General features: G+C 71.1%; 12 protein-coding genes. 5 read left to right on the top strand and 7 right to left on the bottom strand.

The features are described 5' to 3' along the window. The first annotated feature begins 456 nt into the window (after nucleotides 1-456). A complete protein-coding gene (locus tag ACWD10_RS33290; protein WP_451097396.1) occupies nucleotides 457-1,026 on the top strand; it encodes a dihydrofolate reductase family protein in 570 nt (189 codons plus the stop codon). A 21-nt stretch (nucleotides 1,027-1,047) separates the two neighbouring features. On the opposite strand, the gene ACWD10_RS33285 is transcribed toward ACWD10_RS33290, so the two are convergent. Next, nucleotides 1,048-2,010 carry an N-acetylmuramoyl-L-alanine amidase gene (locus ACWD10_RS33285; protein ID WP_451097395.1) on the bottom strand — a complete coding sequence of 321 codons (963 nt, stop codon included), beginning with the start codon at nucleotides 2,008-2,010 and terminating at the stop codon, nucleotides 1,048-1,050. A 34-nt stretch (nucleotides 2,011-2,044) separates the two neighbouring features. Then, a complete protein-coding gene (locus ACWD10_RS33280; protein WP_451097439.1) occupies nucleotides 2,045-2,641 on the bottom strand; it encodes a class I SAM-dependent methyltransferase in 597 nt (198 codons plus the stop codon). Nucleotides 2,642-2,871: 230 nt separating this feature from the next. On the opposite strand from ACWD10_RS33280, the gene ACWD10_RS33275 reads away from it, so the two are divergent. Both ACWD10_RS33275 and ACWD10_RS33270 read left to right on the top strand, forming a co-directional pair. Next, nucleotides 2,872-3,687 (top strand): hypothetical protein, encoded by an 816-nt coding sequence (locus tag ACWD10_RS33275; protein ID WP_451097394.1) that lies wholly within the window; start codon nucleotides 2,872-2,874, stop codon nucleotides 3,685-3,687. 134 nt (nucleotides 3,688-3,821) lie between these two features. Beyond that, nucleotides 3,822-4,838 (top strand): LLM class F420-dependent oxidoreductase, encoded by a 1,017-nt coding sequence (locus ACWD10_RS33270; protein WP_451097393.1) that lies wholly within the window; start codon nucleotides 3,822-3,824, stop codon nucleotides 4,836-4,838. A 34-nt stretch (nucleotides 4,839-4,872) separates the two neighbouring features. Here the strand turns inward: ACWD10_RS33270 and ACWD10_RS33265 are convergent, their stop codons facing one another. The 3 genes from ACWD10_RS33265 to ACWD10_RS33255 form a co-directional block, all read right to left on the bottom strand. After that, nucleotides 4,873-5,940, bottom strand: a complete 1,068-nt coding sequence (locus ACWD10_RS33265; RefSeq protein ID WP_451097392.1) for a prenyltransferase — start codon at nucleotides 5,938-5,940, stop codon at nucleotides 4,873-4,875. Then, nucleotides 5,937-6,698: a methyltransferase domain-containing protein gene (locus tag ACWD10_RS33260; RefSeq protein ID WP_451097391.1), complete on the bottom strand. Its 762-nt coding sequence runs from the start codon at nucleotides 6,696-6,698 to the stop codon at nucleotides 5,937-5,939. Before ACWD10_RS33260 ends, ACWD10_RS33265 begins: the two co-directional genes overlap by 4 nt. 178 nt (nucleotides 6,699-6,876) lie before the next feature. Beyond that, the gene (locus ACWD10_RS33255; RefSeq protein WP_451097390.1) at nucleotides 6,877-8,199 is read right to left on the bottom strand and encodes a glycosyltransferase family 4 protein; all 1,323 of its coding nucleotides are present in this window, start codon (nucleotides 8,197-8,199) and stop codon (nucleotides 6,877-6,879) included. 249 nt (nucleotides 8,200-8,448) lie between these two features. Between ACWD10_RS33255 and ACWD10_RS33250 the strand changes: the two genes are divergently transcribed. Then, a complete protein-coding gene (locus tag ACWD10_RS33250; protein ID WP_451097389.1) occupies nucleotides 8,449-9,090 on the top strand; it encodes a TetR family transcriptional regulator in 642 nt (213 codons plus the stop codon). A gap of 57 nt (nucleotides 9,091-9,147) precedes the next feature. Here ACWD10_RS33250 and ACWD10_RS33245 read toward each other — a convergent pair whose 3' ends face one another. Both ACWD10_RS33245 and ACWD10_RS33240 read right to left on the bottom strand, forming a co-directional pair. Next, a complete protein-coding gene (locus ACWD10_RS33245) occupies nucleotides 9,148-9,381 on the bottom strand; it encodes a ferredoxin (RefSeq protein WP_451097388.1) in 234 nt (77 codons plus the stop codon). Beyond that, nucleotides 9,381-10,886: an aldehyde dehydrogenase gene (locus tag ACWD10_RS33240; protein WP_451097387.1), complete on the bottom strand. Its 1,506-nt coding sequence runs from the start codon at nucleotides 10,884-10,886 to the stop codon at nucleotides 9,381-9,383. Before ACWD10_RS33240 ends, ACWD10_RS33245 begins: the two co-directional genes overlap by 1 nt. Nucleotides 10,887-11,011: 125 nt before the next feature. On the opposite strand from ACWD10_RS33240, the gene ACWD10_RS33235 reads away from it, so the two are divergent. Next, on the top strand, nucleotides 11,012-12,085 hold the full coding sequence (locus tag ACWD10_RS33235; protein WP_451097386.1) for an MBL fold metallo-hydrolase: 1,074 nt from the start codon (nucleotides 11,012-11,014) through the stop codon (nucleotides 12,083-12,085). Nucleotides 12,086-12,472 lie beyond the last annotated feature (387 nt).

Raw genomic sequence — 12,472 nt, 5'->3', positions numbered from 1 at the left:
GGACGGAAATTGCGGCTTGCTACCGCCTGAACCTCACGGTGGGTGAACTCTCCGCCCACCACATCCGCAACATCCTCCGCACCTTCCTCAAGAGCTGGGGCAACCCCGACGGTGGCGGAGCCGGCGGAGCCGCGTCGATCCGTGATGGAAAGCTGGGGCCAATTCGAACCTCCATCCTTCCGGCACACCCGGTCCAGATGGTGCTCCTCGTGGTACGTCCCCGTCGCAAGGCCCACGCCTTCGGCGAAGTCATTGTCCTCCGAGGCCGTCGGCCTGCAGTTCCTCCCAATCCCCGCCCATGCCTCCGGACAAGCTCGGGGGCCGAGGGCTAGAACGTTCTACGACGAACATGCCGAACATGACGAGCGTGCACGCCGGATGGCGGCGCGAGGCGGACGCGAGACCGGCGCGGAACGGCGCGAGACCGGCGCGAGATGGAGCTGAGGAGGCTCGGAGATGAGCAAGGTGGTTCTGGATGTGTCGGTGTCCCTGGACGGGTTCACGGCCGGACCGAACGTCAGGGACGAGGAGCCCATGGGGGACGGCGGCGAGCGGCTGCACGAGTGGATGGCCGGGGAGGGTCCGTACGGTGGGGTCGACATCGGCGTCCGCCGGGAGGTGGACGAGTCGGTGGGGGCCACCGTTATCGGACGACGTACCTTCGACCTTGGCCTCGGCCCCTGGGGCGGTACGCCATGGCCCGGCGTCCCGAGCTTCGTGGTCACCCACCGGACCAGGGAAGACCTCCTCGGCGACAACGGCGGCACGTTCGCCTTCGATGGACTGGAGCCCGCGGTGCGGCGTGCCAAGGATGCCGCGGGCGACAAGAACGTCCTGGTGCTCGGTGCACACGTGGCCCGGCAGCTGCTCAGCGTGGGCCTGCTCGATGAACTGCACATCCACCTCGTCCCCCTGCTGCTGGGAGAGGGCACGCCACTGTTCGCCGGGGAGCGGGCGGAGCTGATCCCGGAGGGAGAACCCATCGCGGGGTCCGTGACACACCTGCGTTATCGCATCCCGAAGTAGGCGGCTGCGGCGGCGGCCCGTTCAGCTCTTCAGGAACCCGGTCATCCCCTCCGCGATCCCCCGAGCCGCCTTCTGGCGCCAGTCCTTGCTCGTCAGCCGGGCCTCGTCCTTCTTGTCGCGCATGTTGCCGCATTCGAGGAAGACCTTCGGGACCTTGGAGAGGTTGAGGCCGCCGAGGTCCTTGCGGGTGTCCAGGCCCTTGCCGTCGCCGATGTAGTTGGACGGGGGGCTGCCGGTGGCGCGGGTGAAGCTGGCGGCGATGCGTTCGCCGAGGGTGCGGGAGGGGGCCAGGATCGGGGCCGTGTCCGCGGCGCCTGCCTTCACCTTGCCGGGCAGGATCACGTGGAAGCCGCGGTGGCCCTCGCCCGAGCCGTCGGCGTGGAGGGAGACGACGGCGTCGGCCTTGGCCTTGTTACCGATCTCGGCCCGCTCGTCAATACAGGGGCCGTACGGACGGTCGCCATCCTGGGTGAGTTTGACCTTTGCGCCCGCTTCTTCCAGGTACGTACGGAGACGGTGGGCCAGGTCCAGGGTGAACTCGGCTTCGGTGTAGCCGGAGTTCGTGGCTGTGCCGGTCGTGTCGCACTCCTTGCGGCCGGTGCCGATGTCGACCTGGCGGGCGATCTCGGTGGTGTGGTCGCGGTTGGTGGGGTTGTGGCCGGGGTCGATGACGACGGTTTTGCCCGCGAGGGGCCGGTCGGTCGGGCCGTCAGGTTGTCTGTCGGGGTGTCCGTCCGGCTGTCCGTTCAACTGTCCGTCCGACGGTTCATCCGCTGGTTCGTCCGGGGCCGTCACCGTCGGCTTCGCGTCCGTGTCCCGCTTGACCGGCTCCCCTTGCCCCGCCGTGCCCTGCCACAGCAGCCAGCCCACCAGGCCCACGGGCACAAGCGCGGCAGCCGCCACCAAGGCCCCGCCTCGGCGGCGCGGGCGGCCGGGGGCGGGTTCCGGCGACGTGGGGCGGTGGTGCGGATCCTCGTACGACACGCAGCCGAGCCTAGGCCAGAGGTACTGACACCGCTCAGACGCCTTCGGCCGTACGCCGCAACACCCGCAGCGAGCCCGTCGCCGAGGTCTCCTCGAAGGCGCCGGAGGCCAGCGCCCGCAGATAGATGCGGTACGGAGCCTGGCCCGTCCACTCGTCGACCGGATCCGGGAAAACGTCGTGGATGACGAGCAGGCCGCCCTCCGCGAGGTGCGGCGCCCAGCCCTCGTAGTCGGCGGTGGCGTGCTCGTCCGTATGACCGCCGTCGATGAAGACGAGGCCGACCTTCCCGCCCCACACCTTCGCCACCTGCGGCGACCGCCCGACCACGGCGATCACGTGCTCCTCCAGACCCGCCTTGTGCAGCGTCCGCCGGAAGGTGGGGAGGGTGTCCATCTGACCGCCCTCCGGGTCCACCACCTCCGGATCGTGGTAGTCCCAGCCGGGCTGCTGCTCCTCGCTGCCCCGGTGGTGATCGACCGTGACCGCCGTCACCCCGGCCGCGCGGGCCGCGTCCGCGAGCAGGATCGTGGAGCGGCCGCAGTACGTTCCGACCTCCAGGAGCGGCAGTCCGAGCGCCTCGGCCGCCTCCGCCGCGGCCGCGTACAGGGCGAGGCCCTCGTCAACGGGCATGAAGCCCTTCGCCGCCTCGAAAGCGGTGAGTATCTCGGGCTTGGGCGTGTGGGACACCGGGACTCCTGGGGGAGGGCTCGTGGACAGAGGTCACGGTCTTTATACCGACCAGACACCCCGGCCCGTTGGGCGATATCGTCGCCCGTACCATTGGGGGCCACCCCCGCGCTGAACACCGCACACACCGGCGACAGTGACGCCAGATCCCTGACGACTACGAAGGACCTGAAGTGAACTTCCGCTCTCTCACTCGAGGCGACGCAGTGGTGATCGGAGCAGCGGTGTTGCTGTTCATCGCCTCCTTCCTCAGCCTGAACGGCGGCGACTCGGCCTACAGCACGAACGCCTGGGACCTGCTCGGCCTCGGCCTCGGCACGTACATCTCCGGCGTTGTCGGCGGCGCCCTGATCGTGGTCAACCGCGCTCTGCCGCAGCCCCGCAAGGTCGCCGGTCTCGACCTCGGCCAGGCCGGTGTCGCGATTTCGGTCGTCACCTTCTGGACGCTCCTGTGGTGGATGATCGACGACAGCACGAGCAACGGGGCCGGCCTCATCGTCGGCTTCATCGCCGCCCTGGTCCTCGCCGCCGGTGCCGTGGCCTCCCCGCTGGTCCCCGCCCTCCAGGCCCCCCTCATGGGCGCCCCCCGCCCCCAGCAGCAGATGTACGGCGGCCAGCAGCCGCAGGGCGGCTACGGCTACCCGGGTGCCCAGCAGGGCCAGCAGCCCTACGGCGCCCAGCAGGGACAGCAGCAGCCGTACGGTGCGCAGCAGACCCAGGGCGGTCAGCCGGTGCCCGGGCAGCAGCAGAGCCAGCAGCCGCAGCAGACCCAGGGTGGCGCCCCGGCGGGGGACTTCTCCCCGTTCTGGTTCGCCGTGCCGGTGCAGCGTCCGCTGTACGGCGAGGACGGTTCGCCGACGCCGATCGCCGAGCTGGCGCCGGGTACTTGGTACCTCGCGGTCGAGCAGCGCGGCCCGGGTCTCGTCGCCCAGACGCAGGACGGCCGTCGTGGCGTGCTGCAGGACACGACCGGGATTCAGCGCGGCTGACCCTCAAGTCCTCCAGGCTTCGCGGCCCCCGCTTCCGTACTCCGGAACGGGGGCCGTTGCCATGTCCGGCCCCGGATCGTACAGTCGGCCCACCACGACTAACTGACGCAGCGTCAGAAAACCGGAGGGCTGTCATGCGGCTCGGGCTCGCACTCGGCTACTGGGGGCGCGGCCCCAACCCCGACCACGTACGCCTGGCCCAGGAGGCCGAGCGGCTCGGCTATGACTCCGTATGGACCGCCGAGGCCTGGGGGTCCGACGCCTTCACCGCTCTGACCTGGATTGCCGCGCATACGTCAACCATCAAACTAGGGACGGCCGTTGCCCAGATGGCCGCCCGGACCCCGACCGCCACCGCCATGCACGCCCTCACCCTCGATCACCTCTCCGGGGGCCGCATGATGCTCGGGCTCGGTCTTTCCGGGCCGCAGGTCGTGGAGGGGTGGTACGGGCGGCCGTTCCCGCGCAGTCCGCTCACCGCGACGCGGGAGTACGTCGATGTCGTACGGCAGGTGCTTGCCCGCGAGGCGCCCGTACAGCTCGACGGGCGGTTTCATCCGCACCCCTACGACGGCGAGGACGGGACCGGGCTCGGCAAGCCGCTCAAGTCCATCACCCATCCGCTCCGCGCCGACCTGCCCGTCTTCCTCGGTGCCGAAGGACCCAAGAACATCGCGCAGACCACACGGATCGCGGACGGCTGGCTGCCGCTCTACTGGTCGCCCCTTCGGAGCGATGTGTATGAAGCCTCCCTCGATGGGCTCCGGGAGGGGTTCCGTATCGCTCCCATGGCCCGAGCCACAGTGTGCGACGACGTCTCCGAAGGGCTGCTGCCCGTAAAGGCCATGCTCGGCTTCTACATCGGCGGCATGGGGCACGCCGCCCGGAACTTCCACGCCGACCTCATGGCCCGGATGGGGTTCGAGGCGGAGGCCCGGCGGATTCAGGAGCTGTTCGCGGAGGGGCGGCGCGAGGAGGCCGTGCTCGCCGTGCCCGATGCGTTCGCCGATGAGATCTCGCTGGTCGGGCCGCGGGAACGGATCGCGGAGCGGCTTGAGTTGTGGCGTAAGGGGCCGGTGACCGATCTGCTCGTGCTCGCGCCGGATGAGGCTACGTTGCGGGTGCTCGCGGAGCTCAACGCGGGGCGGTAGACAGGGCCGTACGCCGACAGGCCCGCCCGGACGCTCAGCAGCACTCCGGCGCGAGCCCCCGCGGCAGCCGCTCCGGGTCGAACACCCCGCACGTCGCCTCGTCGCCGCCCAGGGCCGCCACCGCGAGGAGTACCGCGCCCGCTGTCCACGTGGTCTGTTCCACGGGCCAGATGACCTCGTCCTCGAAGACGTAGCCCGTCCAGTACAGGCCGGTCTCCGGGTCGCGGAGGTGGCCGATGGACTGGAGGATGTCGAGCGCGCGGTCGGATTCGCCCATCACCCAGAGGGCCAGGGCCAGTTCGGCGGACTCGCCGCCCGTCACCCACGGGTTGGGGACCACGCAGCGTACGCCCAGGTCGGGGACCACGAAGCGGTCCCAGCTCTCCTCTATGCGGGACTTGGCCTCCGGGCCGGTGAGCGCGCCGCCCAGGATCGGGTAGTACCAGTCCATCGAGTAGCGGCTCTTGTCGAGGAAGCGCTCGGGGTGGTGGCGGATCGCGTGGCCGAGGGCGCCGGTCGCCAACTCCCAGTCCGGCTGCGGCTCTTCACGTTCCGCGGCGATCGCGAGGGCGCAGCGCAGCGCCTGGTGGATCGAGCAGGAGCCGGTGAGCAGGGCGTCGGTGACCGGGGTGCCGTCCGGCTCGCGCTTCCAGCCGATCTCGCCGCCGGGCTGCTGGAGGGCGAGCACCCACTCGACCGCGGCGTACACGGCGGGCCACATGCGGTCGAGGAACGCGTCGTCGCCGGTGGTGAGGTAGTGGTGCCAGACGCCGACCGCGAGATAGGCGCAGAAGTTGGACTCGGCGCCCCGGTCGGTGGGCCGGTCCGGGTCACCGTCGGCGTAGGCCGCGTACCAGGAGCCGTCGGGGTTCTGGTGCTCGGCGAGCCAGTCGTAGGCGCGGGCGGCGGCCGCGTGTTCCCCGGCCGCGTCGAGGGCCATGGCCGCCTCGGTGTGGTCCCACGGGTCGAGGTGGTGCCCGCGGAACCACGGTATGGCGCCGTCCGCGCGCTGCGCGCCGAGCAGGGCGCGGACCGTCTGCGCGGCCTGGGCGGCGGTCAGTACACCGGGCAGGACCAGGTGCTCCGTACGGGGCGTCGTCACGAAGCGTCCGCCGCGTCGTCGACAAGGCGGCCGGGCAGGTGCGGCTTGGTCGCGTACGCCACGAAGCTCTTGCCGATCAGCGGGTTGAGTGCCTGCTCCGCGACCCGCGTGGCCAGCGGCTTCTTCATGATGTCCCAGACCAGGAGCTTGTGGTACGCGCGGACGGGGAGCGGAGCGTTCTCGCCGTCGCGGTCCACACCGAAGGCGCACTTGAGCCACCAGTACGGGGAGTGCAGCGCGTGCGCGTGGTGCGTGCCGTACGGCTTGAGCCCTGCTTCCCGCATCCTGCCGAGGAGTTCGTCGGCCTTGTAGATACGGATGTGGCCACCCTCGACCTCGTGGTACGCGTCCGACAACGCCCAGCAGACCTTCTCCGGGCCGTAGCGCGGCACCGTCACCGCGATGCGGCCGCCGGGCTTCAGGACCCGGACCATCTCGGCGAGTACGCCCTTGTCGTCCGGGATGTGCTCCATCACCTCGGAGATGATGACGACGTCGAACGACTCGTCGGGGAAGGGGAGGTTGAGGGCGTCGCCCTCCATGGCCGTCGCGGTGGCGCCCTCCGGGGCCTCGCCCGCCTCCTTCATGGCGGCGAACCACTTGGCGACTTCGCGGATTTCCTCGGCGTTCTGATCGAGCGCGACGACCTGTGCTCCGCGCCGGTAGCACTCGAAGGCGTGGCGTCCGGCGCCGCAGCCCAGGTCCAGGACGCGGTCGCCTGCGGCGAGCGGGAAGCGGGTGAAGTCGACGGTCAGCACGGGGCCTGCCTTTTCGGGTGGGGGTGTTGACGGGTGGTTCGGTGGGTGGTGCGTCTGGTGCGGGCCGTCGGAGGTCTTTCCCCTACCCCGCCCCTTCCCGTAACTGGAGGCTCCGCCCCCAGACCCCCGTTTGTCGCGCTGGACGCGCTCGTCCTCAAACGCCGGACGGGCTGAATTTTCATCGCATGGCCCCAACGCGCCGAGAGGCCTCGATCGCCGCCCGGTACCGCTCCGCCGTGCCCTCCGCCGCCCGCGCCCAGGTGAAGCGGGACAGCACCCTCTCCCGGCCCGCGGCGCCGAGCCGCAGCCGGAGCTCACTGTCGCCCAGGACCCGGCACAGCGCAGCGCTCAGCGCGCCCGCGTCCCCCGGCGGCACCGCCAGGCACGTCTCCCCGTCCTTGCCCGCGACCTCCGGGATCGCGCCGCCGGTCGTGGCGACCAGGGGCGTCGCCGTAGCCATCGCTTCCGCGGCGGGCAGCGAGAATCCCTCGTACAGGGAAGGGACGCAGGAGACTTGGGCGCTGCGCACCAGGTCGACCAGCTCCGCGTCGGAGATGCCCTTCACGAACTCGACGGCGCCCTCCAGGCCGTACCGCTCGATGGCCGCCGCGACCGGCCCGTCCTCGGCGCGCTTGCCGACGACGACGAGGTGCGCGTCGGGCTGCTCGGCGCGCACCTTGGCGAGCGCCTCGACGAGGTGGATCAGGCCCTTGAGCGGTACGTCGGCGCTGGAGGTCGTCACGATCCGGCCCGGCACCTCCGGCACCGCCGGGTCCGGCGAGAACAGGTCGGTGTCGGCGCCGATGTGGACGACGTGGATACGGTCGTCGGCCACGCCCAGGTGGTCGACGATCTCCTGGCGCGAGGTGCCGGAGACCGTGAGTACGGACGGCAGGCGGCGCGCCACCCGCTTCTGCATCCGCGTGAACGCGTACCAGCGGCGCACCGAGGCCCGCCCCTTCCAGTCCGCCGCGGCGTCGAGCTCCAACTGCCGGTCGACGGTGATGGGGTGGTGGATCGTGGTGACCAGCGGGGCGCCGAGCGCGTCCGGGCCGCCGAGCAGGCCGTAGCCGAGGGTCTGGTTGTCGTGTACGACGTCGAACTCGCCGCGCCGCGCGGCCAGATGGCGCCGGGCACGGAGCGAGAACGTGAGCGGTTCGGGGAAGCCGCCGGTCCGCATCGTGGCGAACTCGAGGGCGTCGACCCAGTCACGGAATTCGTCGCGCTTCGGGGTGCGGAACGGGTCGGGGCTGCGGTACAGGTCGAGGCTGGGCAGCTCGGTGAGGCGTACGCCCTCGTCGAGTACGGGGTAGGGCTGGGCGCCTATCACCTCGACGTGGTGGCCGAGGCGGGCCAGCTCACGCGACAGGTGGCGTATGTACACGCCCTGGCCGCCGCAGAACGGGTTCCCCTTGTACGTCAGCATCGCGATCCGCAGCGCGCGGTCGCCGCCGCCCGGTACGGCGAGCGCGGGGCCCGCTCCGATGGCCTCAGCGGTCACTCACGGCCCCCTTCTCCCTTGGTTCCCGCGAGATTACGCTGGGACGCTAACCTAGAACAAGTTTCAGAAGTCTCCGGCTTGATCGGCCCCTGATCGACCGCAGAGCTCGGGCTTGATCGAACTCGAAGATCGCTCAAGGGGGTTCGAATCTACCGGCAGGTAACGGAACCGGAAGGGCCGGATCAGGTGATTCGCGCCACGGCCACGCCCCTGCCATGCTGAGCCAACCAGCACCATGGAACGGGACATATGACAGTGGAAGTGACGGAAGTGAAGGAATCCGGCGCGGTATCCCCTGAGGCATCCCCTCCCCTGACGGAACGTCAGGAAGCCCGTCGGCGCCGCATCCTGCACGCCAGCGCCCAACTGGCCAGCCGGGGCGGGTTCGACGCGGTGCAGATGCGCGAGGTCGCCGAGTCGTCGCAGGTGGCGCTCGGCACGCTGTACCGCTACTTCCCGTCCAAGGTGCACCTTCTGGTCGCGACCATGCAGGACCAGCTCCAGCACATGCACAGCACGCTCCGCAAGCGCCCGCCCGCCGGGGACACCGCCGCCGAGCGCGTCGCGGAGACCCTGATGCGGGCCTTCCGCGCGCTACAGCGCGAGCCGCACCTCGCGGACGCGATGGTGCGGGCGCTGACCTTCGCGGACCGTTCGGTGAGCCCCGAAGTGGATACGGTGTCGCGGCTCACGACGGCGATCATTCTGGAAGCGACCGGCCTGGAGAAGCCGACGCCCGAGCAGCTTTCCGCGGTGCGGGTCATTGAGCACACATGGCACTCGGCGCTCATCACGTGGCTGTCGGGACGGGCTTCCATCGCGCAGGTGAAGATCGACATCGAGACCGTGTGCCGGTTGATCGACGTGACGTCGGGCGAACAGGGCAAGTAGTCGGGCGAACAGGGCGCGCAGCGGGGGGGGGCGGGGGCGGCTGAGCGCCGGAAACGGTCACTCCTCCGGAGGGAACACCGGCTCCCCGCTGCCAAGGACCGTGATCGTGATCGCCTCCACCGGGCACCCCTCCGCCGCGGCGAGTACGTCCTCGTGGGCGTCCTGTTCCGCGGCCGTCGCGTGGGACTGGCGGGCGGTGTCCAGGCGGAAGCCTTCCGGGGCCGTGTTCACGCACATGCCGGAGCCGATGCAGACGCCCCGGTCGACCTCGACCCGCCAGCGGTCTCCCATCAGGCCGCCCCCTCGTACCCGGCGGGCAGATGGATCATCTTGTGCTCGAAGTACTCGCCGTACCCCTCGGGCCCGAACTCCCGGCCCAGGCCGGAGTTCTTGTAGCCGCCGAACGGCCCGAGCATGTCGAGGCTGAAGGTGTTCACGCTGTACGTCCCGGTCCTGACCTGACGCGCGACCTCGATGCCCCGCTCGACGTCCGCCGTCCACACGCTGCCCGAGAGGCCGTACTCGGAGTCGTTGGCGATCCGCACCGCCTCGGCCTCGTCACCGTACGGAAGCAGACAGATGACCGGGCCGAAGATCTCTTCGCGGGCGATCCGCATGCCGTTGTCCACCTCGCCGAAGAGCGTCGGCTCGACGTACCAGCCCTTGTCCTGCCCCGCCGGACGGCCGCCGCCCGCAAGAATCTTGGCGCCCTCCTCCTGGCCGATCCGGATGTAGTCGAGCGAGCGCTGCTGCTGGCGCTGGGCGACCAGCGGGCCCAGCTCCGTGCTCGGGTCGAGCGGGTCGCCGATCTTCAGGCCGTCGGCCGCCGCCGCGAAAGCCTCCGCGAACTCGTCGTAACGCGAGCGCGGTACGAGGATGCGGGTCTGCGCCACGCACGCCTGGCCGTTGATCATCCAGGCGAAGGGGGCGATCCCGGCGACCGCCGTGGCCGCGTCGGCGTCCGGCAGGATCACCGCGGCCGACTTGCCGCCCAACTCCAGGGTGACCCGGGTGAGATGGCGCGAGCAGACCTCCATCACGCGCTTGCCCGCCGCCACCGAGCCGGTGAACGACACCTTGTCCACGCCCGGGTGCGAGACCAGGTACTCGCTCACCTCGCGCCCCGCCGGGATGACGGAGAGGACCCCCTCCGGCAGGCCCGCCTCCGCCGCGACCTCGGCGAGCAGATAGCCGTCGAGCGGCGTCTCCGGCGACACCTTCAGGATCGCCGGGCACCCGGCGAGCAGCGCGGGCGCGAGCTTGGCCGCGGCGGTGAACTGCGGAACGTTCCACGGCACCACGGCCGCCACCACCCCGACCGGCTCGCGCCGCACGAGCAGCTTGCCGAGGACTCCGTCGCGCCGCTCCTCGTACGTGAAGTTCCGCGCGGTCGTCAGGGCCGCGTCCCAGACCATCATCGCGGCGAGCGCCTGCACCATCACGCCCGAGGTGTACGGGGTGCCGTTCTGGGAGCTGATGACGCGGGCGAACTCCTCGTGCCGCGCGGCGAAGGCGTCCTTGATCCGCGTGACGACCTCGATCCGCTCCTCCAGGGACATCCGCGGCCACGGGCCCTCGTCGAACGCCTTGCGCGCGGCCGCCACCGCGCGATCCACATCGGCGGGCGCGGCGTGCGGCACCCGGCCGATGACCTCTTCGCTGTGCGGCGAGATGACCTCGATCACGTCTTTGCCGGTGGGGCCTCCCCTGCTCGAGCGGAGTCGAGAGCTTGGGGAAGGATCGGTCCACTCCCCGCCGATGAACAGCTGTTGGTGTTCCACAAGTCCGTTGGTCATGACCGGCTGCCTCCTGCGGGGCTCAGCTCTGGTGCTCCATACCGTTTCTGACACTGTTTCAGAACTGATACCAGTTCTAGTTATAGTGAGCAATGGCCGGGTGGCCGGAGAGTGGGGGTTGGCGGATGACGCGGGCGACGCGGGTGACCGAGCACGGCGGCGGTGTGTGGAGCATCAAGGTGCCGATCCCCGACAACCCCCTGGGCCACACGCTCGTCCACGTCCTCGACACCGACCGCGGCCCGGTCCTGATCGACACCGGCTGGGACGACCCGGACTCCTGGGACACCCTCGTCGCCGGGCTCGAGGCGTGCGGGGCCGACGTCGGCGACCTGCACGGCGTGGTCGTCACCCACCACCACCCCGACCACCACGGCCTGTCCGGGCGGGTCCGGGAGGCCTCGGGCGCCTGGATCGCGATGCATCCGGCGGACACCCATGTCGTACGGCGCACGCGCGCGCAGGAGCCGGGCCGCTGGGTCGCCTACCTCACCGACAAGCTCGCCGCGGCCGGGGCCCCCGAGGACCATCTCGCCCCGCTGCGCGCCGCCCGCGCGTCGGGCCGGACCCGCACCCCGCCCGGACTGACCGCCGCCCTGCCCGACCGCGGCATCGTCCCCGGCGAACTCCTCGACCTGCCCGGCCGCCGCCTGCGCGCCATCTGGACCCCGGGCCACACCCCCGGCCATGTCTGCCTGCACCTGGAAGAGGAACACCCGGCGGCCGCGGCGGGCGTGACGGGAGGTCGGCCGGGCTTCGGGCGGTTGTTCTCCGGGGACCATCTACTGCCCGGCATCACCCCGCACATCGGCCTGTACGAGGACCCGGACGACCTGACCGTGACGGACCCCCTCGGCGACTACCTGGACTCGCTCGAGCGGATCGGACGCCTCGGCCCCGCCGAGGTGCTCCCCGCCCACCAGTACGCCTTCACGGACGCGGCCACCCGCGTCGACGCACTCCTCCACCACCACGAGGAGCGACTGCGCGGCCTGCGCGAGCTCCTCACCGCCGCCCCGCTCACCCCGTGGCAGCTCGCGGAACGGATGGAGTGGAACCGGCCGTGGGACCAGATCCCTTACCGCTCGCGGAACATCGCGGTGTCGGAGGCGGAGGCGCATGTACGGCGGCTGGTCAAGCTGGGGCTGGCGGAGGCGGTGCCGGGGAGCGATCCGGTGACGTACGCGGCGTCCGCGTAGCTTCGGACAGTCAGCCGTCCGCGTAACTGTCGGCGTAGCTGCTTGGCAGAGCTGCCGACACAGCTGCGGGCAGCCAGCCGTCCGCGTAACTGTTGGCGTAGCTGCGGGCCGAGCTGCCGACACAGCTGCGGGCAGCCAGCCGTCCGCGTAGCCGTCCGCATAGCTGCAGGCAGAGCTGCGGGCAGTCGTGCCGCAGGGCGGCACGGGTGGGCGCAGCGGCACCCCGGCGCAGGGCGCGCATACGGACGACCCCGGGCAACCCCGGTGCCGGGCGCGCACACGGACGACCCCACGGGCAACCCCGGTGCCGGGCGCGCACACGGACGACCCCACGGGCAACCCCGGTGCCGGGCGCGCACACGGACGACCCCACGGGCAACCCCGGTG

The organism is Streptomyces sp. NPDC002851 (assembly GCF_053591935.1).
Note: the sequence above shows the minus strand (reverse complement) of the source record. Positions and strands in the feature narration are given on the sequence as shown.